Origin of the sequence: Citrobacter arsenatis (assembly GCF_004353845.1) — a bacterium.
GTDB classification, from domain to species: Bacteria; Pseudomonadota; Gammaproteobacteria; order Enterobacterales; family Enterobacteriaceae; genus Citrobacter; species Citrobacter arsenatis.
In genome coordinates this window covers 962,227-986,874 of the sequence record NZ_CP037864.1, presented here as the reverse complement: position 1 = coordinate 986,874, position 24,648 = coordinate 962,227, and the positions used below count along the sequence as shown (strand labels likewise).

Below are 24,648 nucleotides of genomic sequence, written 5' to 3'. Positions count from 1 at the left end.
TTCGTTCGCAAACCTTCAGATACCCGAATTGCAGTGCAGCTCAGAGATAATTCACAACAAAATGCGTGACCGCAGTAAATTCGCCGGATGTCATTCTTCCGTCGCGGGAGATCAAATAAGCCGTAAAATTGAGCGTGTTTTTCCCTGGGTTAAGCGCATAGTCCGGTGATGGCTCACCCAGATGAATTTGCTGTCCTTTGCCGTCATATATTTCTATCGCTAAATTTTCAGTTTCCGATTGCACGCTCAGATAATCAGGATTGTCACTATCGGGTGCGCCGGAAAAGGTAATATTGGCGCGTTGAAACAGATTCCCCGGATGTTGAGAATCCCCGAGGGAACATCCCAGCAAATGAATACTGAAATCATGCGCAGATACTTTTTCAGGTTTACCGGAAATATCTCTGGCTGAGAGGTCATCAAATTCAACCAGTAGCGACCGGTCGCGCGGATCGACATAACAGGCAGCCTCAATAATATTTCCCCGCATGCGCATTTTGCCGGGCGTACTGACAAGACGATGAGCGTCAGCCAAAACCCATGCAGGCGATATAAAGATAAAAAGCAGTAAAATACGCCATCCAGGCATCACCGCATTTCCTTTCAGTTATTCGCAGGAAGGGTTAGGCAGGCGCATAATTGCGCCTGCTGCAGATCGTTACTGGTAGTCGATCTGGAAATTAACGGTAGATTCGAAATCACCCGGAGTTACCGCTGCAGATGCGTTGTTTGCCTGCAGGTAAGCGACGAAATCAATGTCGGTTTCGCCATCGGTAATGTTGACCTGAGAGGCCGCTTTGCCCCATTCCACGTCCTGGTTGCCACTGTCAACCATACCGATGCCCGCGCCCTTTGCAGTACCAGAGGTGAATGCGGCCAGCGCGTTGTTATCTGAATCAATTGTTGCCGGGGTATAGGTCACAGTAGCCGTTTTCGCGACGGTGGTATCACAGCCCTGCAGCACGATTTTGGCATGCTTAACGCCAGCACGTTGGTTGTCTTTTAACTGAGAAGTTGGGATTTCACCAAAATTTACCTGCACCGGGCTGGATTCTGGGGCCAGACCGCATGCGGAATTAACCAGAGAACCAGTGAAGTGAATTTTACCGTTAGTCGGTTCAACATTTTTTGCAGCGAAAGCAGAAGATGCAGTAAAAGTCATTCCCGCCATCAGCGCACAGGCCACAGCCACGTTTTTCATTTTCATATTACTACTTAACCTTATATCTGTTTTTTGGTTATTCCGACGATCTATTTCCGCAGACAATTTATGCAAGGGAAATCCTGATCTGCAGGTGGCGGTAGTGCATATCCTTGCAAACAATCCATCTCAAGCCGCCCCGTATTTTGAACTTCATTGGTATTCCATCCGAAATACCGTCCACAGGTGTTTACGCTGTTTCGGGGCTTATATTAAGTCGGCGAAAAAATGACACAATGCAAAAATCCGGTATTAATCAAACTCAGGGAATCGTGTTGTAACACTGTCTGTCCGGCGATCGTTTACCTAAAAAACAGCCATAAAACACGCCACAACCAGTGTTAATGTCTATCATTTATAGTTTTTATAGAGTTTTTATCTATCAACTATTTTTTTATTTAGCCAGAAGAACAGGCAAAATGTATTTATGAAAGTTTTGTAAAAATGAAATTGGCTATCAAAAGCGAGCAATGACAATAAGATAGTGAAAGAGAGGAAGGAGATTGGAGGATTCCATAAGATATATTAAGAGATTGTTATATAAATATTAATAAAGCGATCTATGGTGCAGTCATTTTTTATAAATGAATTATGTTATGCTATTGCTTCCCCCACTCGAATGCGAGATATCCTGCTTTAAAGGAGACATCAGTGATTTCTCATATACCAATAAACAAAATTAAATCCGTAATTATTGGTGATGGCTTAGTTTTCAGACCACATAAAAATACCCTAAAAGACCTGGCATCTGGTGAAATGGCCACATTGAATAATGTGTCCACACAATTACTGCTGTATCTGTTGCAAAATGGTAAAGAGATATCCTCGCGCGATGAAATTCTGCTGAATGTTTTTCAGCATAATGGCGCCAGAGCGACGGATGCAAATCTCAATCAGCACATTTCATTTCTGCGCAAAGCAATAACGTCTACGGGCCATCCTGCAGAACTCATCGTCACCATTCCGCGGATGGGATTTCGGATGGGCGACGTCAATATCAATATTCAGCAACTGGAAGAAGCGCAAGCGCCCGCCAGAATTGCCAATATTGCATCGACACCCAGGAAAAAGAAACGAAACCGGTGGCCTATCGCGATAACCGCGTTAATTACCAGCATCGCCGTGCTGGCGACCGCATGGTTAACATGGATACCCAATGAAATCGCCATGACGGACGCGGCGATCCTGCGGACAATCAACTATCAACAATGCCGTGTACATATATTAGGAAACGCTCTCACCGATACCATAACTGAAAAAAAAGCGCTGGATATTTTCAAGTCCGTGGGTATTAACCCCGACTGTTCGCACCCAAAAGATCTGTACCTTAATACCTGGGCGAGCAACCATAATCTGGTTGAGTGGTCGTTTGCCGCTGAATGCGGGCTAAACCTCGGCTATTACCATTGCATCAGCCAGTATCGCCATCATGAGGAATGATATGAAGCAGGAAAGCGATCACTCTCCTTTACTATGGTCAGTCGTGATTGCCATTTTTGGGCTGGCGACTATCGCTTTTTTTATTATCGCCGGGAATGCGAAAAAACAAGAAATCAGTTTTTCCTGTTCCTCGGAATTCACGTCGATACTCGACATCCAAAATACTAAAAAGGAACTCCACGGAATAATGCTGATCACCAGCTACAACTCTGGACACCTCTCATTGTCAGTACAAGGGAAACTCAAAAGTGATGATGGCGAGTTTGCTGTTAACCGAAAACTGTTCTTTCGCTATGCCCGACCACTCGGCCATACCGCCGGTGTTTTTATGCTCACTCCCGACGGACGCGAAAAATCCCCGGATGATGAAGCAACGGATGCCATAGATTATCTTTTCTTCGACGCTTACGAACGTGCCGACAAGCTGTATATGCTAAAGCACCTGAATGAGGAAACGGTTCTTATTGGCGATAACTTTTCACCCCGCTTCGCCTGCGTGATGAATCACTTCGCGAGTTAATCGCCTTCTGGATATGCGTCGGGTTAAGGATGACCTGATGTGTTGCCCCCCCGAAAGCACGGGCGTGGTCGATAAAGCGTGATAATGAGATTATTATTTTTGGCGGGCTAAAACGACGAAAGCCTGAATCATTTCTGATTCAGGCTTTCTGAATAGTGGCGGAATGGACGGGACTCGAACCCGCGACCCCCTGCGTGACAGGCAGGTATTCTAACCAACTGAACTACCACTCCGCGTTGTGTTCCGCTTGGGAACGAAGCGAATATTACGGATTGCCTCGCGCCTCGTCAACGCTTTTTCTCACGTTTTTAATCGTTTGCTGCAAAAATCACCCGAATGGCCATTTTCATACGGTAAACGTACAAACTATGCCCGCCAGAGGCAACTTCCGCCTTTCTTCTGCACCAGGTCAAGGCGTGACTCATGGGCCGCTAACTCTTCATCAGTGGCGAAAACAACGCGTAGTTTGCTGGATTGTCGCACAATGCGCTGGATCCCCGTGTCATTCTGCTGCTGGCTGTCGCCTTCCATTGAGAACGCCATCGTGGTCTGCCCGCCGGTCATCATCAGATAAACGTCGGCCAGAATCTGGGCATCGAGCAATGCGCCGTGCAGGGTTCGTTTACTGTTATCTATCTCATAGCGGGAGCACAACGCATCAAGGCTGTTTCGCTTGCCAGGAAACATTTTCCTCGCCAGCGCCAGGCTATCGGTTATTTTGCAGAATTCGTTCGTCTTCGGAATATCCCGTCTAAGCTTAGCGAATTCATAATCCATAAAGCCGATATCGAACGATGCGTTATGGATGACCAGCTCCGCGCCGCGAATGTAGTCGAGAAACTCATCGGCCACATCGGCAAACGTAGGTTTATCAAGCAGGAATTCGTCTGCGATTCCGTGTACGCCAAACGCTTCCGGATCCACCAGCCGATCCGGCTTCAGGTAAACGTGGAAGTTATTCCCGGTCAGGCGACGATTCACCACTTCAACCGCACCGATCTCAATGATCTTGTGGCCTTCGTAGTGGGCGCCAATCTGGTTCATACCGGTGGTTTCGGTATCGAGGACGATCTGTCGTGTAATTCCAGTGCTCATAACGGTCATTTATGTCAGACTTATCGTTTGATTTCGATTTGCTAAAACAGGAAGTCTACCAGAGATGCTTAAACAGGTAGAAATTTTCACCGATGGTTCTTGCCTGGGAAATCCGGGGCCTGGTGGTTATGGGGCGATTTTACGCTATCGCGGGCGCGAAAAAACATTTAGCGAAGGCTACAATCTCACCACCAATAATCGCATGGAGCTAATGGCGGCAATCGTTGCGCTGGAAGCCCTGAAAGAACAGTGTGAAGTGATACTCAGCACGGACAGCCAGTATGTGCGCCAGGGTATTACGCAGTGGATCCACAACTGGAAGAAGCGTGGCTGGAAAACAGCAGATAAAAAACCGGTGAAGAACGTCGATCTGTGGAAACGTCTTGATGCCGCGTTGGGACCCCATCAAATCAAATGGGAATGGGTTAAAGGCCATGCAGGCCATCCGGAAAACGAACGCTGCGATGAGCTTGCGCGCGCCGCAGCCATGCGTCCCACTCAGGATGATATCGGGTATCAGGCCGAAGCTTAAGCGTCCGGTTTACGGTATTGCCGGGTAGCACCAACGGCCTGGCGGATAGGCGTTTTGCTTTTATTTTGTTTCATCGGATTGAGCGTAAGCGGAATGGTTCGCTTGCGCGCAACCACCAGTTGCAAACAACCCAGCGCAGGGATATGGGCGCTTAACATTTTCCCGCCCTTCTTGTTCCAGGGCAGAACATGAAAACGGCTATAGTGCAGCACTTCAAAGTTCAGCAATGAGAGCCAGTCCAACTGTCGCATGAGGGTAAACATTCGGCTGTTGTAGGGCGATGTCTTACGTAATACGGGCACCAGTTTACGCAATCCCATCAAACTTACCGGGTTAAAGCCGCTCAAAATCAACCAGCCGTCATCAATTAGCACGCGATCGGCTTCACGCAGTAAGCGATGCGGATCGGAACACCACGGTAGCGTATGGGCTAACAAACAGACATCCACGGACTTATCGGCAAAAGGAAGATGTAAAGGATCGGCAACCACCTGCATGGGAGAACCCTGCAAAGAAACATTTACCTGATGAGAAACCGCGCACGCTTCAGAATCAATTTCTGCGCTTAAATTACCAATCTTAAGCAGATGAAATCCGTACATTTTTGCGAACCACGGGTTAAGCTGATACTCCAGCGCCTCACGATAGTGTTCGCCCCAGGGTAAATCATCCCAACTAACGGGCGCTACGACAGTTTGAGGGATCCTTGCCGGTTTCATCACAACCTTCCGTTACGCATTGAGAGGTAATCTATGAATCTTAACAGTATTCCTGCATTTCAGGACAATTACATCTGGGTCCTGTCGAATAATGAGAAACATTGTCTGATTGTGGACCCGGGAGAAGCAGCCCCCGTACTGAAAGCCATTGCAGAACATAACTGGGTTCCCGAAGCCATTCTGCTGACCCACCATCATCAGGATCACGTGGGCGGCGTAAAAGAGCTTCTGCAACACTTCCCACAAATAGTGGTATACGGACCGGCTGAAACGCAAGATAAGGGAACGACGCGCGTAGTCGAAGATGGCGATATTGCACTCGTTTTAGGGCATGAATTTACGGTAATTGCTACGCCGGGTCACACTTTAGGACATATCTGTTACTTTAGCCAACCTTATCTGTTTTGCGGTGACACGCTCTTTTCCGGCGGTTGCGGCCGACTTTTTGAAGGCACCGCCGCACAGATGTATCAATCACTTAAGAGGTTAACTGCACTTCCTGACGATACGTTGATATGTTGCGCACATGAGTACACATTAGCAAATATGAAGTTTGCCTTAAGCATTCTGCCGCACGATTCGTTCATAAATGAATATTATCGTAAAGTTAATGAGTTACGCGTAAAAAAACAAATGACACTACCCGTAATTCTGAAAAATGAGCGACGAAATAATCTTTTTTTGAGAACGGAAGATATTGATTTAATTAATGAAATAAACAAAGAAACAATATTGCAACAACCTGAAGAGCGTTTTGCCTGGTTAAGGTCAAAGAAAGATACGTTCTGACAATTCCGGGTTGCCTTTTGAAAACTTCGCCGTTATGATCGGTCGTCTTTTAAGCAACTATTGACACACACATGAAGGCAAAAGCGATATTACTCGCCTCTGTCCTGCTTGTTGGGTGCCAGAATACTGGTAACGTCCAACAACACGCACAGAGCCTTTCTGCAGCTGGTCAAGGGGAAGCAGGAAAGTTTACAAGTCAGGCGCGATGGATGGACGACGGGACATCTATCGCTGCAGATCAAGATTTGTGGGCTTTCATTGGTGACGAGCTAAAGATGGGAATTCCGGAAAACAGCCGGATTCGCGAACAGAAACAGAAGTATTTACGCAATAAGAGCTATCTCCACGATGTAACTTTACGGGCAGAGCCGTATATGTACTGGATAGCCGGGCAGGTTAAGAAACGTAACATGCCTATGGAACTGGTACTACTACCCATAGTGGAGAGCGCTTTTGATCCTCACGCAACGTCTGGCGCCAATGCCGCAGGTATTTGGCAGATCATTCCGAGCACGGGGCGCAATTATGGTTTAAAACAGACTCGCAATTATGATGCACGTCGCGACGTAGTGGCTTCCACCACCGCCGCACTGGACATGATGCAGCGTCTGAACAAGATGTTTGATGGCGACTGGCTGCTGACCGTTGCTGCTTATAATAGCGGTGAAGGTCGTGTCATGAAGGCAATTAAAACGAACAAAGCCCGTGGTAAACCCACTGACTTCTGGTCGTTGCCATTGCCTCAGGAAACGAAGCTATACGTGCCAAAAATGCTGGCATTGAGCGATATACTCAAAAACAGCAAACGCTATGGCGTGCGTCTGCCAACAACGGACGAAAGCCGTGCGCTGGCGCGTGTTCGCCTGAGTAGCCCGGTTGAAATGGCTCAGGTTGCGGATATGGCGGGTATTTCCGTCAGCAAGCTGAAGACCTTCAATGCAGGCGTGAAAGGCTCCACGTTGGGTGCCAGCGGTCCGCAATATGTGATGGTGCCAAAGAAGCATGCAGAGAAGCTGCGTGAGTCTCTGGCTTCAGGCGAGATTGCAGCCGTGCAGTCAACGCTGGTCGCGGATAACACGCCGCTGAACAGCCGTAGCTACAAAGTTCGCTCTGGCGATACGCTTTCTGGCGTCGCTTCACGTCTTGGCGTGAGCACCAATGACCTTAAGCAGTGGAATAATCTGCGCGGGTCGTCGCTGAAAGTGGGTCAGAATCTGACGGTGGGCGCTGGTAGTAGCGCACAACGACTGGCGAACAACAGCGATAGCATCACCTATCGTGTGCGCAAAGGCGACTCGCTCTCGAGCATTGCCAAACGCCACGGGGTTAACATCAAGGATGTGATGCGCTGGAACAGCGATACAAATAATCTACAGCCAGGCGATCAACTAACGTTGTTTGTGAAAAACAACGACATGCCGGACTCCTGATAGCATTGTAGAAATGAAGGCACTGGTTTCCCCCCAGTGCCTTTTTTATTTATCCCGCTTTATGTGCCTCAACCATTATCGTGTCGCTGGTAAATGAGCCATCTTCTTGTAACGCAAAGTAGGCTTTCACTTGTGCAGAAGCACTTTGTTGGTACATACGAATCGCGTCGCTCAGCGCTGCAGGCGTACGCATCCGTGCCACCCACGAACTGAACTCCAGCGCCAGACGGTCGGTTAACAAAGTATCGGCAATCAGATTGGCATCATTGATTAACGACAGCCACTCTCCGCTGGAATAGTTGCGTACATGTGAGGTATCACGTAACGCCTCCACGGTTTGCAACCAGATATCACGCACAGGATGGCCTGGCGACATCACATCCATCACAATCAGCACACCACCAGGCTTCAGAACGCGCTTCACTTCCCGCAGTGCACGACCGACATCATGCCAGTGATGCGCTGAATAGCGGCTAATGACTACGTCAAATTCGTTATCTTCAAATGGCAGGCTTTCGGCATAGCCCTGCCGCATGACGATATTTTCCAGACCTCTGTCTTTTGCCGCTTCAGCGACCACCTCAAGCATCTGCGACGATAAATCATAAGCCACAACCTGATTTACGTGTTTTGCAGCCACAAAGCTGGCATGTCCCGCTCCGCATCCCATATCCAGCACGTGGGCCTGCGGAAATGCCGACAGCCTTTCCCCCAGACGTTGCAAGTCACGACCAGAGGCGTGCACCTCACTGGTTAAGTAGGCATTAGCCTGAGAGCCAAACTGTTTTTCGACGTTGTCATGGTGAGAGCGTGTTGTCATTGTGTTGTCCTTCGGTTGTTGTGAAAAAGGAAGGGCAACCATCACAGGCCTGCCCTACGGCAGACCTGACACACCGTTATTGTTCAGGTTTGCCGGGACTAAATTCAACGAGTAGCGGGTTGTGGTCGGAGGCGCGGGTGACCAGCACAGAGGCTTCACTCACGTTCAGACCGCGATAGAACACAAAATCGAGAGGACGACCAAACGCACGGCGGCGCTGATCGTCGGTAAAGCGCACCTGGCGCAGCGACATTTCACGCGCAAAGCGGTACAACGCATTCATTCGTCGACGGCTCCAGGCATTAAAATCACCGGCCATAATCACTGGACCGCTGTGATGAGCAATCTGATCGCCAATAGGAAGTAACTGCTTACTATAAACATCAACGCCAAGGCTAAAGTTAACCGCGTGGATATTCACCACCATTAATAACCGAGAGTCAGGCAACGGGTACACCGTTACCAGCGCCGATTTCGCCAGCCTTAAAATGGGCTCACGCTCGCGCAATGGACAGCAGTAAACAGGATGGGCGGCAGAGAGCGTCATGACGCCAGAGGGATGCTGAGGCAACACAAAGGCGGGAACCTGGTCGGCAGCGAGATAGTTAGCGGTCGCAAACTGCACCAGTTCAGGCGTGGTTTGCGCTTCCTGTAATAACACCAGATGCGCGTCTTTGCCAAAATTCTTCAGCACCGACTGCCATTCTGCGCGCTGCTGTTTAAAAATATTCCATACCAGCACGCGAATACGATCTTCACTGCTTAACGGTACGCCTGCAGGTAATGCCTGGCCAATATGCGCAAACGACCCCGGCGGTAAAATCCGCTCAGCGGGTTGTCCGGCAACATAACGCATGGCATAGGTGTTTTTTCGCACTTTAGACTTTCAAACCTCTGTAACGTCAACCAGTCCGCAGCCGGACTGGTTCTTCTGTTATAGGGATTTTAGCACTCACTTTCAACGAACAATTGCAGTTTGTTTTGTAAGTGGGCGCTTACATCAATGATTTACCCCAGTGCAACGCGCGTGGGCTTATCAAGACGACCGCTGAGCCCCATCAGCAGGAAAGCCACCAGGACAATGAGTGCACCAATCCACGGTGTCTGCGCCAAACCATAATGTTCGACCGTTTGTCCGCCAATCACTGAACCCAGTGCAATGCCAATGTTAAATGCCGCAATGTTCAGCCCCGACGCCACATCAACAGCATTAGGCGTAAATTGTTCCGCTTTCTGTACCACGTAGACCTGCAACCCCGGTACGTTACCAAAGGCAAAGATCCCCATCACCAGGATGGTAGCCAGCGCGGCGTACTGCGTGGAAGCCGTCAGTTGGAAGACCATCAGCAGAACAAATAGCGCGGCGAAAATAAATTTCAGCGCAGGAACCGCACCATGCTTATCCGCCAGCTTACCCCCCCAGATATTGCCGATAGCGACTGAAACACCGTAACCCAGTAAGATCCAGCTTACCGCTGCCGGGGAGAACCCTGCCAGATCCTGCATCATCGGAGCCAGGAAGGTAAATGCAGTGAACACGCCGCCGTAGCCCAGTGCCGTAACGGCGTAGATCAGCAACAGACGAGGATGAGTCAGCACCTTCAACTGCTCACGAATGCTGGCGGCCGCTCGACCGGGAATGTTGGCCGGGATCAGCAATTGGCTGCTAATTAGCGCAATCACGCCTAACATTGATACGGCCAGGAAAGTCTCACGCCAGCCAAAGTGCTGACCGATAAATGTCCCCAGCGGCACGCCGGTTACCAGCGCCACCGTTAAGCCACCAAACATAATGGCGATGGCGGAAGCCGCTTTCTCTTTTGGCACCAGGCTTGTCGCGATAGTAGAACCAATCGAGAAAAATACGCCGTGTGCCAGCCCAGTCAGCAGGCGGGCGACAATGAGAGTCATATACCCAGGCGCCTGCCATGCCAGCAAATTCCCCGCCGTAAACAGGACCATCAGCGCAACCAGCAGTTGTTTGCGCGGCAGGTTGCCAGTCAGAGCGGTCAGTACCGGTGCACCAATCGCCACGCCAAGCGCGTAGATTGAAACCAGCATCCCGGCGGAAGGTAACGAGATCGCCAGTTGTTGAGCGATGGTCGGTACCAGACCAACAATCACAAACTCAGTCGTACCAATAGCGAAGGCACTTATTGTTAGTGCAAATAAAGCGAGAGGCATAAATAACTCCGTAACATCAGTAATCAGATGACACGCAGTATGCCGGGATGTTTTAATGACAAAAATATTCAAAATCTCAATATAATTTTGCTTTAGGTGCAAAAATGAAAGCGAACTCCGAAGAACTGGCGATTTTTGTGGCTGTTGTGGAAAGCGGCAGCTTCAGTCGGGCGGCAGAACAACTCGGCCAGGCTAATTCCGCGGTCAGTCGGGCGGTAAAAAAGCTCGAGATGAAATTGGGCGTGAGCCTGCTTAATCGCACGACCCGACAACTGAGCCTCACTGAAGAAGGAGAGCGTTACTTCAGACGTGTACAGCAGATACTGCAAGAGATGGCAGCAGCAGAAACGGAAATCATGGAGTCGCGCAATACCCCGCGCGGCCTGCTGCGTATTGATGCGGCAACGCCGGTAATGCTGCATTTTTTGATGCCGCTAATCAAACCGTTCCGTGAACGATATCCCGAGATGACGTTGTCTCTCGTGTCCTCAGAAACGTTCATCAATCTTATTGAACGAAAAGTGGATGTCGCGATACGAGCTGGTACGCTGACTGACTCGAGTCTGCGAGCACGTCCGTTATTTACCAGCTATCGTAAGATTATCGCTTCACCGGATTATATTGCCCGTTTTGGCAAGCCAGAGACCGTCGAACAGTTAAAGCAACATCTGTGTCTGGGGTTTTCCGAACCTGTTTCACTCAATACCTGGCCGATTGCCTGTAGCGACGGACAGCTCCATGAGGTCGAGTGTGGGATTTCTTCCAACAGTGGAGAGACGTTAAAACAGCTTTGCCTGAGCGGTAATGGCATAGCATGTCTTTCAGATTATATGATTGATAAAGAGATCGCACAGGGAGAACTGCTGGAACTGCTGGCGGATAAACGTCTGCCGGTAGAAATGCCTTTCAGCGCCGTTTACTACAGCGATCGTGCGGTCAGTACACGTATTCGGGCATTTATAGACTTTTTAAGTGAATATATAAAAACAGCTCCCGAAGGAGCTGTGAAAGAGGGTTAAAGGGTACAGAGGATCGGGCAATTAATCCCAGGCAGGAGCCAGACCTTCAGGGCTAACCAGACGATCGTTGCAGTCCAGTGCCGCGATCGCTTTTTTATCTTCAGCATCCAGATGCAGCTCCTGCGCCTGTAGGTTGCTTGCCAGATTTTCACGCTTGGTAGATGAAGGGATAACGGAGTAACCTTCATCCATTGCCCATGCCAGGATAACTTGTGCCGGAGTCGCATTATGTTTTGCGGCAATACGTGCAATCACTTCGTCTTTCAACGCCTTACCGTAAGCCAGCGTCATGTAAGAGGTGATGTGGATATTGTGTGCTTTCGCCCAATCGACCACCTTACGGCTCTGCAGATACGGAGACAGCTCAATCTGGTTGGTCGCGATATTGTCTGCGCCTACTGCGGCTATGGCTTTTTCCATCAGCGGAATAGTGAAGTTTGAGATACCAATTTCGCGAGTCAGCCCCTGCTGTTTGGCTTCGAGCAGTGCCTGCATAAATTCTTCAACGGATACCGCATCGTCCGGAGATGGCCAGTGGATCAACGTCAGATCGACATAATCTGTACGCAGTTTCTTCAGGCTTTCTTGCAGACTTGGGATCAGTTTGTCTTTGCTGAGATTTTCAATCCAAATCTTGGTGGTGATATACAGCTCGTTACGCGGTACACCGCTTTCGGCAATAGCCTGACCAACAGCCGCTTCATTATCATAGATTTGCGCAGTGTCGACAGCACGGTAGCCTAGCTCAAGCGCCGTTTTAACAGAAGCGATAACTACGTCGTCTTTCAGGCGAAAAGTACCTAAACCGAATGCAGGGATAGTCATAGAATTCCTCTTTTTAATCACTATGTTCGTTAACTAAGAAGATTATGACCTTCAGTTCTTAATAGAAAAAGAGTGATAAATGCAGAGGATTTTTGCGGATTCAGCAATAATTAAATCGCAGACAAAGAAAAAGCCCTGAGCTAATGCTCAGGGCTCTTAATAAGTGGCGGAACGGACGGGACTCGAACCCGCGACCCCCTGCGTGACAGGCAGGTATTCTAACCAACTGAACTACCGCTCCACCGAATTTCTTTGTCACTACCCGGATTATTCATCCCGGTTTACTGCAATTTGATGCCTGGCAGTTCCCTACTCTCGCATGGGGAGACCCCACACTACCATCGGCGCTACGGCGTTTCACTTCTGAGTTCGGCATGGGGTCAGGTGGGACCACCGCGCTACAGCCGCCAGGCAAATTCTGTTATCAACACACCTTTCCGGTCTGTCGATTTAATCTGTAATCAAGCTGAATATCGTATCTCTTTCGCCAAAACATCTTCGGCGTTGTAAGGTTAAGCCTCACGGTTCATTAGTATCGGTTAGCTCAATGTATCGCTACACTTACACACCCGACCTATCAACGTCGTCGTCTTCAACGTTCCTTCAGGAGACTTAAAGTCTCAGGGAGAACTCATCTCGGGGCAAGTTTCGTGCTTAGATGCTTTCAGCACTTATCTCTTCCGCATTTAGCTACCGGGCAATGCCATTGGCATGACAACCCGAACACCAGTGATGCGTCCACTCCGGTCCTCTCGTACTAGGAGCAGCCCCCTCAATTCTCCAGCGCCCACGGCAGATAGGGACCGAACTGTCTCACGACGTTCTAAACCCAGCTCGCGTACCACTTTAAATGGCGAACAGCCATACCCTTGGGACCTACTTCAGCCCCAGGATGTGATGAGCCGACATCGAGGTGCCAAACACCGCCGTCGATATGAACTCTTGGGCGGTATCAGCCTGTTATCCCCGGAGTACCTTTTATCCGTTGAGCGATGGCCCTTCCATTCAGAACCACCGGATCACTAAGACCTGCTTTCGCACCTGCTCGAGCCGTCACTCTCGCAGTCAAGCTAGCTTATGCCTTTGCACTAACCTCCTGATGTCCGACCAGGATTAGCTAACCTTCGTGCTCCTCCGTTACTCTTTAGGAGGAGACCGCCCCAGTCAAACTACCCACCAGACACTGTCCGCAACCCGGATCACGGGTCTACGTTAGAACACCAGCCATTAAAGGGTGGTATTTCAAGGTTGGCTCCACGCAGACTGGCGTCCACGCTTCAAAGCCTCCCACCTATCCTACACATCAAGGACCAGTGTTCAGTGTCAAGCTATAGTAAAGGTTCACGGGGTCTTTCCGTCTTGCCGCGGGTACACTGCATCTTCACAGCGAGTTCAATTTCACTGAGTCTCGGGTGGAGACAGCCTGGCCATCATTACGCCATTCGTGCAGGTCGGAACTTACCCGACAAGGAATTTCGCTACCTTAGGACCGTTATAGTTACGGCCGCCGTTTACCGGGGCTTCGATCAAGAGCTTCTCCTTACGGATAACCCCATCAATTAACCTTCCGGCACCGGGCAGGCGTCACACCGTATACGTCCACTTTCGTGTTTGCACAGTGCTGTGTTTTTAATAAACAGTTGCAGCCAGCTGGTATCTTCGACTGATTTCAGCTCCATGGGTAAACCACTTCACCTACATATCAGCGTGCCTTCTCCCGAAGTTACGGCACCATTTTGCCTAGTTCCTTCACCCGAGTTCTCTCAAGCGCCTTGGTATTCTCTACCTGACCACCTGTGTCGGTTTGGGGTACGATTTTGTGTTACCTGATGCTTAGAGGCTTTTCCTGGAAGCAGGGCATTTGTTACTTCAGCACCGTAGTGCCTCGTCATCACACCTCAGCGTTAATAAGGTACCGGATTTACCTGGAACCTCCGCCTACATGCTTAAACCGGGACAACCGTCGCCCGGCTAACATAGCCTTCTCCGTCCCCCCTTCGCAGTAACACCAAGTACAGGAATATTAACCTGTTTCCCATCGACTACGCCTTTCGGCCTCGCCTTAGGGGTCGACTCACCCTGCCCCGATTAACGTTGGACAGGAACCCTTGGTCTTCCGGCGTGCGGGTTTTTCACCCGCATTATCGTTACTTATGTCAGCATTCGCACTTCTGATACCTCCAGCAACCCTCACAGGCCACCTTCAACGGCTTACAGAACGCTCCCCTACCCAACAACACATAGTGTCGCTGCCGCAGCTTCGGTGCATGGTTTAGCCCCGTTACATCTTCCGCGCAGGCCGACTCGACCAGTGAGCTATTACGCTTTCTTTAAATGATGGCTGCTTCTAAGCCAACATCCTGGCTGTCTGTGCCTTCCCACATCGTTTCCCACTTAACCATGACTTTGGGACCTTAGCTGGCGGTCTGGGTTGTTTCCCTCTTCACGACGGACGTTAGCACCCGCCGTGTGTCTCCCGTGATAACATTCTTCGGTATTCGCAGTTTGCATCGGGTTGGTAAGTCGGGATGACCCCCTAGCCGAAACAGTGCTCTACCCCCGAAGATGAATTCACGAGGCGCTACCTAAATAGCTTTCGGGGAGAACCAGCTATCTCCCGGTTTGATTGGCCTTTCACCCCCAGCCACAAGTCATCCGCTAATTTTTCAACATTAGTCGGTTCGGTCCTCCAGTTAGTGTTACCCAACCTTCAACCTGCCCATGGCTAGATCACCGGGTTTCGGGTCTATACCCTGCAACTTAACGCCCAGTTAAGACTCGGTTTCCCTTCGGCTCCCCTATTCGGTTAACCTTGCTACAGAATATAAGTCGCTGACCCATTATACAAAAGGTACGCAGTCACCCCATAAAGAGGCTCCCACTGCTTGTACGTACACGGTTTCAGGTTCTTTTTCACTCCCCTCGCCGGGGTTCTTTTCGCCTTTCCCTCACGGTACTGGTTCACTATCGGTCAGTCAGGAGTATTTAGCCTTGGAGGATGGTCCCCCATATTCAGACAGGATACCACGTGTCCCGCCCTACTCTTCGAGTTCACAACACATGCACTTTTGTGTACGGGACTATCACCCTGTACCGTCGGACTTTCCAGACCGTTCCACTAACACACATGCTGATTCAGACTCTGGGCTGTTCCCCGTTCGCTCGCCGCTACTGGGGGAATCTCGGTTGATTTCTTTTCCTCGGGGTACTTAGATGTTTCAGTTCCCCCGGTTCGCTTCATTACGCTATGTATTCACGTAATGATAGTGTGACGAATCACACTGGGTTTCCCCATTCGGAAATCGCCGGTTATAACGGTTCATATCACCTTACCGACGCTTATCGCAGATTAGCACGTCCTTCATCGCCTCTGACTGCCAGGGCATCCACCGTGTACGCTTAGTCGCTTAACCTCACAACCCGAAGATGTTTCTTTCGATTCATCATCGACTTGCAAAAATTTGAGAGACTCGAACACACCATTTTTCATTTCTTGTTTACGGAGAAATGAAACAGTGTGTCGTTTCAATTTTCAGCTTGATCCAGATTTTTAAAGAGCAAATATCTCAAACATGACTCGGAAGTCAGTTTTGAGATATTAAGGTCGGCGACTTTCACTCACACATACCAGCAAGTGGCGTCCCCTAGGGGATTCGAACCCCTGTTACCGCCGTGAAAGGGCGGTGTCCTGGGCCTCTAGACGAAGGGGACACTGAAGTCTCAATCGCAAGACGCCTTGCTATTTACTTTTCATCAGACAATCTGTGTGAGCACTTCAAAGGCAGGTTCTTTAAGGTAAGGAGGTGATCCAACCGCAGGTTCCCCTACGGTTACCTTGTTACGACTTCACCCCAGTCATGAATCACAAAGTGGTAAGCGCCCTCCCGAAGGTTAAGCTACCTACTTCTTTTGCAACCCACTCCCATGGTGTGACGGGCGGTGTGTACAAGGCCCGGGAACGTATTCACCGTGGCATTCTGATCCACGATTACTAGCGATTCCGACTTCATGGAGTCGAGTTGCAGACTCCAATCCGGACTACGACATACTTTATGAGGTCCGCTTGCTCTCGCGAGGTCGCTTCTCTTTGTATATGCCATTGTAGCACGTGTGTAGCCCTACTCGTAAGGGCCATGATGACTTGACGTCATCCCCACCTTCCTCCAGTTTATCACTGGCAGTCTCCTTTGAGTTCCCGACCGAATCGCTGGCAACAAAGGATAAGGGTTGCGCTCGTTGCGGGACTTAACCCAACATTTCACAACACGAGCTGACGACAGCCATGCAGCACCTGTCTCAGAGTTCCCGAAGGCACCAAAGCATCTCTGCTAAGTTCTCTGGATGTCAAGAGTAGGTAAGGTTCTTCGCGTTGCATCGAATTAAACCACATGCTCCACCGCTTGTGCGGGCCCCCGTCAATTCATTTGAGTTTTAACCTTGCGGCCGTACTCCCCAGGCGGTCGACTTAACGCGTTAGCTCCGGAAGCCACGCCTCAAGGGCACAACCTCCAAGTCGACATCGTTTACGGCGTGGACTACCAGGGTATCTAATCCTGTTTGCTCCCCACGCTTTCGCACCTGAGCGTCAGTCTTTGTCCAGGGGGCCGCCTTCGCCACCGGTATTCCTCCAGATCTCTACGCATTTCACCGCTACACCTGGAATTCTACCCCCCTCTACAAGACTCTAGCCTGCCAGTTTCGGATGCAGTTCCCAGGTTGAGCCCGGGGATTTCACATCCGACTTGACAGACCGCCTGCGTGCGCTTTACGCCCAGTAATTCCGATTAACGCTTGCACCCTCCGTATTACCGCGGCTGCTGGCACGGAGTTAGCCGGTGCTTCTTCTGCGAGTAACGTCAATCACCAAGGTTATTAACCTTAATGCCTTCCTCCTCGCTGAAAGTACTTTACAACCCGAAGGCCTTCTTCATACACGCGGCATGGCTGCATCAGGCTTGCGCCCATTGTGCAATATTCCCCACTGCTGCCTCCCGTAGGAGTCTGGACCGTGTCTCAGTTCCAGTGTGGCTGGTCATCCTCTCAGACCAGCTAGGGATCGTCGCCTAGGTGAGCCGTTACCCCACCTACTAGCTAATCCCATCTGGGCACATCCGATGGCAAGAGGCCCGAAGGTCCCCCTCTTTGGTCTTGCGACGTTATGCGGTATTAGCTACCGTTTCCAGTAGTTATCCCCCTCCATCGGGCAGTTTCCCAGACATTACTCACCCGTCCGCCACTCGTCACCCAAGGAGCAAGCTCCTCTGTGCTACCGTTCGACTTGCATGTGTTAGGCCTGCCGCCAGCGTTCAATCTGAGCCATGATCAAACTCTTCAATTTAAGTTTGATGCTCGTGAATTAAACTTCGTAATGAATTACGTATGTTCACTCAGAGACTTGGTATTCATTTTTCGTCTTGCGACGTTAAGAATCCGTATCTTCGAGTGCCCACACAGATTGTCTGATAAATTGTTAAAGAGCAGTTGCGACGCGCTTTAGCGCTCTGTCGCGAGGTGGCGTATATTACGCTTTCCTCTTTCAGAGTCAACCCTCATTTTCAGGTTTTTCTCTTCAACCGGACCGGCTGTTTGTGTGAAGTGATTCACATCCGCCGTGTCGATGGAGGCGCATTATAGGGAGTCGACTCAGGAAGACAAGCGGAAAAATGCATTTTTGTTTCAACCGCTCACCTTTTATCCATTACGCTTACTTTTGCTGCTTTTTTATCGCCATTGGCAGGTCTGCCAGACTATTTATGACTAAATCTGCCGCATTTTCTGCTTCCGGGGTAACAGGTTTACCCGTGCGCACCAGTACCTTGGTGCCCACATTCGCAGCTGCCGCCGCCTGCATATCTTCTATTTTGTCGCCTACCATATAAGAAGCGGCCATATCGATGTGCAGGAAGTCTCGGGCGGAGATCAACATCCCAGGATGCGGTTTACGGCAGTCGCAGACCTGACGATACTCTTCTACGGTACCCTGCGGATGATGCGGGCAATAGTAGATACCATCCAGATCAACATCGCGATCGGCCAGCGACCAGTCCATCCATTCGGTCAACGTTTCAAACTGTGCCTCAGTAAATTTACCGCGAGCGATACCAGACTGGTTGGTCACGACGATCAGCGCGTAACCCATATTTTTAAGTTCACGCATGGCATCAATAACGCCGTCGATAAACTCGAACTCGTCAATCTCATGTACGTAACCGTGGTCCACATTAATGGTGCCGTCACGGTCGAGAAAAATTGCGGGTACAGATTTTGCCACCTTTTATAGCTCCTGAATAAGGCATGTGGCTCTAGTATCGCATGTTTCGGCGGGCAAGAAAGTGCTCATCGTGCAAAGCTAGATTGATTTAGACGTCTGGATGCCTTAACATCCATCTTGTTGACGGCTTCGACCGTTCCAGACAGACGAAAATGCCACGGCTTACTTAATTACGATAATAAATAACCAATGATTAAACTTTCGAATATCACCAAAGTGTTCCTGCAGGGGACGCGCACCATTCAGGCGCTTAATAATGTCAGCCTGCACGTTCCTGCCGGGCAGATTTATGGCGTCATTGGCGCCTCGGGTGCAGGTAAAAGTACGCTCATCCGTTGCGTTAACTTACTTGAACGCCCAACCGAAGGCAGCGTTCAGGTCGGCGGTCAGGAGCTGACAACGCTTTCTGAGTCGGATCTGACCAAAGCTCGCCGCCAAATCGGCATGATTTTCCAGCACTTTAACCTGCTCTCTTCTCGTACCGTGTTTGGCAACGTCGCGCTGCCGCTGGAACTGGATAACACGCCAAAGGAAGAGATCAAACGCCGTGTAACAGAGTTGCTGGATTTAGTCGGTCTTGGCGACAAGCATGATAGCTATCCGGCCAACCTTTCCGGTGGACAAAAACAACGTGTGGCGATCGCCCGTGCGTTGGCAAGTAATCCCAAAGTGTTGCTGTGCGATGAAGCCACCAGCGCACTCGATCCGGCAACAACCCGTTCGATTCTGGAATTATTGAAAGACATTAACCGTCGCCTGGGGCTCACCATTCTGTTGATTACCCACGAGATGGACGTTGTAAAACGTATTTGTGACTGCGTAGCGGTCATCAGTAATGGTGAACTGATTGAGCAAGACACCGTCAGTGAAGTGTTCTCACACCCGAAAACGCCGCTGGCACAGAAATTCATTCAGTCCACGCTGCATCTGGATATACCGGAAGATTATCTGGAACGTTTAAAAGCGGAGCCGACAGCCGACAGCGTGCCGATGCTGCGTATGGAATTCACCGGTCATTCGGTCGATGCGCCATTACTTTCTGAGACGGCCCGTCGCTTTAATGTGAATAACAACATTATTAGCGCGCAGATGGATTACGCCGGCGGCGTGAAGTTCGGCATCATGCTGACTGAAATGCACGGCACACAAGAAGATACACAAGCGGCCATCAACTGGTTGCAGGAACACCATGTAAAAGTAGAGGTACTGGGTTATGTCTGAGCCGATGATGTGGCTGCTGGTTCGCGGCGTATGGGAAACGCTGGCAATGACCTTTGTGTCCGGTTTTTTTGGTTTTGTGATTGGCCTGCCGGTTGGCGTGCTACTGTACGTAACTCGTCCGGGGCAAATCATTGAGAACGCAAAGCTTTACCGTACGCTCTCTGCGCTGGTGAACATTTTCCGTTCCATCCCGTTCATTATCTTGCTGGTGTGGATGATTCCATTCACCCGTATGATTGTGGGCACCTCTATCGGGCTGCAGGCCGCTATCGTCCCGCTGACCGTCGGTGCCGCGCCGTTTATCGCCCGTATGGTGGAAAACGCGCTGCTCGAAATCCCCACCGGGCTGATTGAAGCCTCCCGTGCGATGGGCGCAACGCCGCTGCAAATCGTACGTAAGGTATTACTGCCAGAAGCGCTGCCAGGACTGGTCAATGCGGCCACCATCACCCTCATCACGCTGGTAGGTTACTCCGCGATGGGTGGTGCTGTCGGTGCCGGTGGTCTAGGACAGATTGGTTATCAATACGGCTATATTGGTTACAACGCTACCGTAATGAATACAGTGCTGGTATTGCTCGTCGTTCTGGTTTATTTAATTCAGTTATCCGGCGATCGCATCGTCCGGGCTGTCACGCACAAATAACGTTGCACACAACACAAAAAACTCATTAAGAAAAGGAAATAAGCATGGCGTTCAAATTCAAAACCTTTGCGGCAGTTGGAGCCCTGATCGGTTCTCTGGCACTTGTGGGTTGCGGTCAGGATGAAAAAGATCCTAACCACATCAAAGTGGGCGTTATTGTTGGCGCAGAGCAGCAGGTTGCAGAAGTCGCGAAGAAAGTGGCTAAAGAAAAATACGGTCTGGACGTTGAGCTGGTCACGTTTAACGATTACGTCCTGCCTAACGAAGCGCTGAGCAAAGGCGATATCGATGCTAACGCCTTCCAGCATAAACCGTACCTGGATCAGCAGATCAAAGATCGCGGCTACAAACTGGTTGCTGCAGGTAATACGTTTGTTTACCCGATTGCGGGCTACTCCAAAAAAATCAAATCTCTGGATGAGCTGCAGGAAGGTTCTCAGGTCGCGATTCCAAACGACCCGACTAACCTTGGCCGTTCCTTGCTGCTGTTGCAGAAAGTGGGCTTAATCAAACTGAAAGACGGTGTTGGCCTTCTGCCAACCGCGCTGGACGTGATTGAAAACCCGAAAAACCTGAAGCTGGTTGAACTGGAAGCGCCGCAGCTGCCGCGTTCTCTGGACGATGCGCAAATCGCCCTGGCGGTCATCAACACGACCTACGCCAGCCAGATCGGCCTGACCCCGGCAAAAGACGGTATCTTTGTTGAAGATAAGGATTCTCCGTACGTAAACCTGATCGTGACTCGTGAAGACAACAAAGATGCTGAGAACGTGAAGAAATTTGTTCAGGCATACCAGTCTGACGAAGTGTACGAAGCAGCAAACAAAGTCTTCAATGGCGGCGCTGTTAAGGGCTGGTAATTTTAGGCTGTTTACAGAATCTGTAATATCATCAGGACGGGCGCTTGCCCGTCTTGTCATTTATGCAAGCACCTGATTCAATATCTGACGTTTAGATCATTCATTGAGGAAATATTATGCGTGCTTTACCGATCTGTTTAGTAGCACTCATGCTGAGCGGCTGTTCTATGTTAAGCAGATCCCCTGTTGAACCCGTTCAAAGCACCGCTACCCCGCCTAAAGCGGAGCCGGAAAAACCAAAAGCACCGCGCGCGGCGCCGGTAAGAATCATTACTAACGCTGAAGATTTAGTGGGTAAACCGTTCCGCGATCTCGGCGAAGTTAGCGGCGAATCCTGCCAGGCATCCAACCAGGATTCCCCTCCGAGCATTCCAACCGCACGCAAACGCATGCAGATTAACGCATCTAAAATGAAAGCAAATGCGGTACTGCTGCACAGTTGCGAAGTGACCAGCGGAACGCCGGGTTGCTATCGCCAGGCGGTTTGCATCGGTTCTGCACTGAACATTTCGGCGAAATGAGCCATTTTCAGTTCGAGCAAATAGGCATTATCCGCTCACCTTATAAAGAAAAGTTCGCCGTGCCACGCCAGCCCGGTCTGGTGAAGAGCGCCAACGGTGAACTGCATTTGCTCGCACCTTATAACCAGGCCGATGCCGTTCGCGGCCTGGAAGCCTTCAGCCATTTGTGGGTGATTTTTGTTTTTCACCAGACAATGGAAGGTGGATGGCGTCCAACCGTGCGCCCTCCCCGTCTTGGCGGCAACGCCAGAATGGGTGTTTTCGCCACGCGTTCAACGTTTCGTCCCAACCCTGTTGGCATGTCGTTGGTTGAGCTGCGGGGCATCCGCTGCCATAAAGAGCACGTCATCCTTGAACTCGGCGGGCTGGATCTTGTTGATGGCACGCCGGTCGTAGATATAAAACCGTATCTGCCGTTTGCCGAATCGCTTCCGGATGCTCGCGCCAGCTATGCTCAGGACGCGCCGCAGGCCAGCGTAGACGTGACCTTCAGTGAAGAGCTCGCTGAGCAGCTACCAAAGCTTGAACAACGTTACCCGCATCTTCGTCAGTTTATTGCCGAAGTGCTGGCGCAGGACCCGCGTCCTGCCTACCGTAAAAACGAGGAAGAAGGTAAAACCTACGCCGTCTGGCTGCTGGACTTTAACGTCCGCTGGCGCGTCACGCCGTCAGGATTTGAGGTCTTTGCTCTGGAAGCCCGCTAATTTGCGTCGCGTACTCTTTTGACATCCCTTTCTCGCTGGTAAACTAAACCACTTTTGTTTTGTGTCAGGCTCGTTTTGAGCCTGTTCGATCGTTCAACTGGAACCGTAACAACATGCGTACTAGCCAATATCTGCTCTCCACTCTGAAGGAGACACCTGCCGACGCCGAAGTCATCAGCCACCAGCTGATGCTGCGCGCCGGGATGATCCGCAAGCTGGCCTCCGGGTTATATACCTGGCTGCCGACCGGCGTGCGCGTCCTGAAAAAAGTCGAAAACATCGTGCGTGAAGAGATGAACAACGCCGGTGCGATCGAGGTGTTGATGCCGGTCGTTCAGCCTTCTGAGCTGTGGGAAGAGAGCGGCCGTTGGGAACAATACGGTCCGGAACTGCTGCGTATTGCTGACCGTGGCGATCGTCCGTTCGTCCTCGGCCCAACGCATGAAGAAGTGATCACCGACCTGATCCGTAACGAGCTGAGCTCTTACAAACAGCTGCCGCTGAACTTCTATCAGATCCAGACCAAATTCCGTGACGAAGTACGTCCGCGCTTCGGCGTGATGCGTTCCCGCGAATTCCTGATGAAAGATGCCTACTCTTTCCACACCTCTCAGGAATCCCTGCAGGAAACCTACGACGCGATGTACGCTGCGTACAGCAAAATCTTCAGCCGTATGGGTCTGGATTTCCGTGCGGTACAAGCGGACACCGGTTCTATCGGCGGCAGCGCCTCTCACGAATTCCAGGTGCTGGCGCAGAGCGGTGAAGACGATGTGATCTTCTCCGACTCCTCCGACTATGCAGCGAATATCGAATTTGCCGAAGCTGTTGCGCCGAAAGAGCCGCGCGCAGCAGCAACCCAGGAAATGACGCTGGTTGATACGCCGAACGCTAAAACCATCGCCGAGCTGGTTGAGCAGTTCAACCTGCCTATCGAGAAAACTGTGAAAACCCTGCTGGTGAAAGCGGTTGAAGGCAGCAGCTACCCGCTGGTTGCTCTGCTGGTTCGCGGCGATCACGAGCTGAACGAAGTTAAAGCAGAAAAACTGCCGCAGGTTGCCAACCCGCTGACCTTCGCCACTGAAGAAGAAATTCGTGCGCTGGTAAAAGCAGGTCCAGGATCTCTGGGTCCGGTGAACATGCCGATTCCGGTGGTTATCGACCGTACCGTTGCGGTAATGAGTGATTTTGCCGCCGGCGCCAACATCGACGGTAAACACTATTTCGGTATCAACTGGGATCGTGACGTGGCTACCCCTGAAGTTGCTGACATCCGTAACGTGGTCGCCGGCGACCCGAGCCCGGACGGCAAAGGTACGCTGATGATCAAACGCGGTATCGAAGTGGGCCACATCTTCCAGTTGGGGACCAAGTACTCTGAAGCGATGAAAGCGTCCGTGCAGGGCGAAGATGGCCGTAACCAGATCCTGACCATGGGCTGCTACGGTATCGGGGTCACTCGCGTTGTGGCTGCCGCTATTGAACAGAACTTTGACGATCGTGGCATCGTATGGCCAGACGCCATTGCCCCGTTCCAGGTCGCCATTTTGCCGATGAACATGCACAAGTCCTACCGTGTGCAGGAGCTTGCTGAGAAGCTGTACGCTGAGCTGCGCGCGCAGGGTATTGAAGTGCTGATGGACGATCGTAAAGAACGTCCGGGCGTGATGTTTGCCGATATGGAACTGATCGGTATTCCGCACACCATCGTGCTGGGCGACCGTAACCTCGACAACGACGATATCGAATACAAATACCGTCGTAACGGCGAGAAAGAGCTGATTAAAACCGGCGACATCGTCGACTTCCTGGTCAAAGCCATTAAAGGCTAATACCGACAAAAGGCCCTGA

The 24,648-nt window shown here is 50.7% G+C and carries 21 protein-coding genes, 3 tRNA genes and 3 rRNA genes; 12 read left to right on the top strand and 15 right to left on the bottom strand.

What is annotated here, in order from left to right:
* Nucleotides 1-40: 40 nt before the first annotated feature.
* On the bottom strand, nucleotides 41-589 hold the full coding sequence (locus E1B03_RS05600; protein WP_103770873.1) for a fimbrial protein: 549 nt from the start codon (nucleotides 587-589) through the stop codon (nucleotides 41-43).
* A 69-nt stretch (nucleotides 590-658) separates the two neighbouring features.
* Nucleotides 659-1,207 carry a fimbrial protein gene (locus E1B03_RS05595; protein WP_006685982.1) on the bottom strand — a complete coding sequence of 183 codons (549 nt, stop codon included), beginning with the start codon at nucleotides 1,205-1,207 and terminating at the stop codon, nucleotides 659-661.
* A gap of 750 nt (nucleotides 1,208-1,957) precedes the next feature.
* On the opposite strand from E1B03_RS05595, the gene E1B03_RS05590 reads away from it, so the two are divergent.
* Both E1B03_RS05590 and E1B03_RS05585 read left to right on the top strand, forming a co-directional pair.
* Nucleotides 1,958-2,641 carry a winged helix-turn-helix domain-containing protein gene (locus E1B03_RS05590; protein ID WP_246044139.1) on the top strand — a complete coding sequence of 228 codons (684 nt, stop codon included), beginning with the start codon at nucleotides 1,958-1,960 and terminating at the stop codon, nucleotides 2,639-2,641.
* Nucleotide 2,642: 1 nt separating this feature from the next.
* Nucleotides 2,643-3,161: a hypothetical protein gene (locus tag E1B03_RS05585; protein WP_003838893.1), complete on the top strand. Its 519-nt coding sequence runs from the start codon at nucleotides 2,643-2,645 to the stop codon at nucleotides 3,159-3,161.
* A gap of 156 nt (nucleotides 3,162-3,317) precedes the next feature.
* On the opposite strand, the gene E1B03_RS05580 is transcribed toward E1B03_RS05585, so the two are convergent.
* Both E1B03_RS05580 and dnaQ read right to left on the bottom strand, forming a co-directional pair.
* A tRNA-Asp gene (locus E1B03_RS05580) sits at nucleotides 3,318-3,394 on the bottom strand.
* A 133-nt stretch (nucleotides 3,395-3,527) separates the two neighbouring features.
* Nucleotides 3,528-4,256 carry a DNA polymerase III subunit epsilon gene (gene dnaQ, locus E1B03_RS05575; RefSeq protein ID WP_029139417.1) on the bottom strand — a complete coding sequence of 243 codons (729 nt, stop codon included), beginning with the start codon at nucleotides 4,254-4,256 and terminating at the stop codon, nucleotides 3,528-3,530.
* A 64-nt stretch (nucleotides 4,257-4,320) separates the two neighbouring features.
* On the opposite strand from dnaQ, the gene rnhA reads away from it, so the two are divergent.
* Complete coding sequence (rnhA, locus tag E1B03_RS05570; RefSeq protein ID WP_103770871.1) at nucleotides 4,321-4,788, top strand: ribonuclease HI; 468 nt, start codon at nucleotides 4,321-4,323, stop codon at nucleotides 4,786-4,788.
* Here rnhA and E1B03_RS05565 read toward each other — a convergent pair.
* Nucleotides 4,785-5,507: a class I SAM-dependent methyltransferase gene (locus tag E1B03_RS05565; protein ID WP_103770870.1), complete on the bottom strand. Its 723-nt coding sequence runs from the start codon at nucleotides 5,505-5,507 to the stop codon at nucleotides 4,785-4,787. The two genes, rnhA and E1B03_RS05565, sit on opposite strands and share 4 nt — an antisense overlap.
* A gap of 33 nt (nucleotides 5,508-5,540) precedes the next feature.
* Between E1B03_RS05565 and gloB the strand changes: the two genes are divergently transcribed.
* Nucleotides 5,541-6,296: a hydroxyacylglutathione hydrolase gene (gene gloB, locus E1B03_RS05560; RefSeq protein ID WP_103770869.1), complete on the top strand. Its 756-nt coding sequence runs from the start codon at nucleotides 5,541-5,543 to the stop codon at nucleotides 6,294-6,296.
* A 71-nt stretch (nucleotides 6,297-6,367) separates the two neighbouring features.
* Nucleotides 6,368-7,726, top strand: coding sequence for a murein transglycosylase D (gene mltD, locus E1B03_RS05555; protein ID WP_103770868.1), 1,359 nt, complete (start codon nucleotides 6,368-6,370; stop codon nucleotides 7,724-7,726).
* 49 nt (nucleotides 7,727-7,775) lie between these two features.
* Here the strand turns inward: mltD and E1B03_RS05550 are convergent, their stop codons facing one another.
* The 3 genes from E1B03_RS05550 to E1B03_RS05540 form a co-directional block, all read right to left on the bottom strand.
* Entirely contained in the window at nucleotides 7,776-8,546 is a 771-nt protein-coding gene (locus tag E1B03_RS05550) for a class I SAM-dependent methyltransferase (protein WP_133085809.1), read from the bottom strand.
* A 76-nt stretch (nucleotides 8,547-8,622) separates the two neighbouring features.
* A complete protein-coding gene (locus E1B03_RS05545; RefSeq protein WP_008783770.1) occupies nucleotides 8,623-9,423 on the bottom strand; it encodes an endonuclease/exonuclease/phosphatase family protein in 801 nt (266 codons plus the stop codon).
* 131 nt (nucleotides 9,424-9,554) lie between these two features.
* On the bottom strand, nucleotides 9,555-10,730 hold the full coding sequence (locus tag E1B03_RS05540) for an MFS transporter (protein ID WP_133085808.1): 1,176 nt from the start codon (nucleotides 10,728-10,730) through the stop codon (nucleotides 9,555-9,557).
* Between the two features lie 104 nt (nucleotides 10,731-10,834).
* On the opposite strand from E1B03_RS05540, the gene yafC reads away from it, so the two are divergent.
* A complete protein-coding gene (gene yafC / locus E1B03_RS05535) occupies nucleotides 10,835-11,749 on the top strand; it encodes a DNA-binding transcriptional regulator YafC (protein ID WP_103770865.1) in 915 nt (304 codons plus the stop codon).
* A 21-nt stretch (nucleotides 11,750-11,770) separates the two neighbouring features.
* Here yafC and dkgB read toward each other — a convergent pair whose 3' ends face one another.
* The 7 genes from dkgB to gmhB all read right to left on the bottom strand — a co-directional run bounded on the left by dkgB (nucleotide 11,771) and on the right by gmhB (nucleotide 18,845).
* Entirely contained in the window at nucleotides 11,771-12,574 is an 804-nt protein-coding gene (dkgB, locus tag E1B03_RS05530) for a 2,5-didehydrogluconate reductase DkgB (protein ID WP_103770864.1), read from the bottom strand.
* A 164-nt stretch (nucleotides 12,575-12,738) separates the two neighbouring features.
* Nucleotides 12,739-12,815: transfer RNA gene (locus E1B03_RS05525), tRNA-Asp, on the bottom strand.
* Nucleotides 12,816-12,870: 55 nt separating this feature from the next.
* Nucleotides 12,871-12,986, bottom strand: a 5S ribosomal RNA gene (gene rrf / locus E1B03_RS05520).
* Nucleotides 12,987-13,082: 96 nt separating this feature from the next.
* Nucleotides 13,083-15,987: ribosomal RNA gene (locus E1B03_RS05515) — 23S ribosomal RNA — on the bottom strand.
* 222 nt (nucleotides 15,988-16,209) lie between these two features.
* Nucleotides 16,210-16,285 (bottom strand) — tRNA-Glu (locus tag E1B03_RS05510).
* A gap of 85 nt (nucleotides 16,286-16,370) precedes the next feature.
* Nucleotides 16,371-17,912: ribosomal RNA gene (locus E1B03_RS05505) — 16S ribosomal RNA — on the bottom strand.
* The 16S, 23S and 5S rRNA genes sit together here with 2 tRNA genes alongside, the layout of an rRNA operon.
* A gap of 366 nt (nucleotides 17,913-18,278) precedes the next feature.
* Nucleotides 18,279-18,845 (bottom strand): D-glycero-beta-D-manno-heptose 1,7-bisphosphate 7-phosphatase, encoded by a 567-nt coding sequence (gmhB, locus tag E1B03_RS05500; RefSeq protein WP_042312133.1) that lies wholly within the window; start codon nucleotides 18,843-18,845, stop codon nucleotides 18,279-18,281.
* A gap of 189 nt (nucleotides 18,846-19,034) precedes the next feature.
* Between gmhB and metN the strand changes: the two genes are divergently transcribed.
* The 6 genes from metN (at nucleotide 19,035) to proS (ending at nucleotide 24,629) form a co-directional block, all read left to right on the top strand.
* A complete protein-coding gene (metN, locus tag E1B03_RS05495; RefSeq protein ID WP_103768329.1) occupies nucleotides 19,035-20,066 on the top strand; it encodes a methionine ABC transporter ATP-binding protein MetN in 1,032 nt (343 codons plus the stop codon).
* The gene (locus E1B03_RS05490) at nucleotides 20,059-20,712 is read left to right on the top strand and encodes a methionine ABC transporter permease MetI (protein WP_003018471.1); all 654 of its coding nucleotides are present in this window, start codon (nucleotides 20,059-20,061) and stop codon (nucleotides 20,710-20,712) included. The genes metN and E1B03_RS05490 overlap by 8 nt, the downstream gene beginning before the upstream one ends.
* Nucleotides 20,713-20,756: 44 nt before the next feature.
* Nucleotides 20,757-21,572 carry a methionine ABC transporter substrate-binding lipoprotein MetQ gene (metQ, locus tag E1B03_RS05485; RefSeq protein ID WP_133085807.1) on the top strand — a complete coding sequence of 272 codons (816 nt, stop codon included), beginning with the start codon at nucleotides 20,757-20,759 and terminating at the stop codon, nucleotides 21,570-21,572.
* A 116-nt stretch (nucleotides 21,573-21,688) separates the two neighbouring features.
* On the top strand, nucleotides 21,689-22,093 hold the full coding sequence (gene rcsF / locus E1B03_RS05480; protein ID WP_016151780.1) for an Rcs stress response system protein RcsF: 405 nt from the start codon (nucleotides 21,689-21,691) through the stop codon (nucleotides 22,091-22,093).
* Complete coding sequence (gene tsaA, locus E1B03_RS05475) at nucleotides 22,090-22,797, top strand: tRNA (N6-threonylcarbamoyladenosine(37)-N6)-methyltransferase TrmO (protein ID WP_133085806.1); 708 nt, start codon at nucleotides 22,090-22,092, stop codon at nucleotides 22,795-22,797. The genes rcsF and tsaA overlap by 4 nt, the downstream gene beginning before the upstream one ends.
* 113 nt (nucleotides 22,798-22,910) lie before the next feature.
* The gene (proS, locus tag E1B03_RS05470; protein ID WP_133085805.1) at nucleotides 22,911-24,629 is read left to right on the top strand and encodes a proline--tRNA ligase; all 1,719 of its coding nucleotides are present in this window, start codon (nucleotides 22,911-22,913) and stop codon (nucleotides 24,627-24,629) included.
* Nucleotides 24,630-24,648: the final 19 nt, after the last annotated feature.

Excerpts from the sequence above, each read along its gene's own strand:
- E1B03_RS05600 (WP_103770873.1), bottom strand. The coding sequence starts at position 589 with ATGCCTGGATGGCGTATTTTACTGCTTTTTATCTTTATATCGCCTGCA.
- E1B03_RS05595 (WP_006685982.1), bottom strand. The coding sequence starts at position 1,207 with ATGAAAATGAAAAACGTGGCTGTGGCCTGTGCGCTGATGGCGGGAATG.
- E1B03_RS05590 (WP_246044139.1), top strand. The coding sequence starts at position 1,958 with ATGGCCACATTGAATAATGTGTCCACACAATTACTGCTGTATCTGTTG.
- E1B03_RS05585 (WP_003838893.1), top strand. The coding sequence starts at position 2,643 with ATGAAGCAGGAAAGCGATCACTCTCCTTTACTATGGTCAGTCGTGATT.
- dnaQ (WP_029139417.1), bottom strand. The coding sequence starts at position 4,256 with ATGAGCACTGGAATTACACGACAGATCGTCCTCGATACCGAAACCACC.
- rnhA (WP_103770871.1), top strand. The coding sequence starts at position 4,321 with ATGCTTAAACAGGTAGAAATTTTCACCGATGGTTCTTGCCTGGGAAAT.
- E1B03_RS05565 (WP_103770870.1), bottom strand. The coding sequence starts at position 5,507 with ATGAAACCGGCAAGGATCCCTCAAACTGTCGTAGCGCCCGTTAGTTGG.
- gloB (WP_103770869.1), top strand. The coding sequence starts at position 5,541 with ATGAATCTTAACAGTATTCCTGCATTTCAGGACAATTACATCTGGGTC.
- mltD (WP_103770868.1), top strand. The coding sequence starts at position 6,368 with ATGAAGGCAAAAGCGATATTACTCGCCTCTGTCCTGCTTGTTGGGTGC.
- E1B03_RS05550 (WP_133085809.1), bottom strand. The coding sequence starts at position 8,546 with ATGACAACACGCTCTCACCATGACAACGTCGAAAAACAGTTTGGCTCT.
- E1B03_RS05540 (WP_133085808.1), bottom strand. The coding sequence starts at position 10,730 with ATGCCTCTCGCTTTATTTGCACTAACAATAAGTGCCTTCGCTATTGGT.
- yafC (WP_103770865.1), top strand. The coding sequence starts at position 10,835 with ATGAAAGCGAACTCCGAAGAACTGGCGATTTTTGTGGCTGTTGTGGAA.
- dkgB (WP_103770864.1), bottom strand. The coding sequence starts at position 12,574 with ATGACTATCCCTGCATTCGGTTTAGGTACTTTTCGCCTGAAAGACGAC.
- metN (WP_103768329.1), top strand. The coding sequence starts at position 19,035 with ATGATTAAACTTTCGAATATCACCAAAGTGTTCCTGCAGGGGACGCGC.
- E1B03_RS05490 (WP_003018471.1), top strand. The coding sequence starts at position 20,059 with ATGTCTGAGCCGATGATGTGGCTGCTGGTTCGCGGCGTATGGGAAACG.
- metQ (WP_133085807.1), top strand. The coding sequence starts at position 20,757 with ATGGCGTTCAAATTCAAAACCTTTGCGGCAGTTGGAGCCCTGATCGGT.
- rcsF (WP_016151780.1), top strand. The coding sequence starts at position 21,689 with ATGCGTGCTTTACCGATCTGTTTAGTAGCACTCATGCTGAGCGGCTGT.
- tsaA (WP_133085806.1), top strand. The coding sequence starts at position 22,090 with ATGAGCCATTTTCAGTTCGAGCAAATAGGCATTATCCGCTCACCTTAT.
- proS (WP_133085805.1), top strand. The coding sequence starts at position 22,911 with ATGCGTACTAGCCAATATCTGCTCTCCACTCTGAAGGAGACACCTGCC.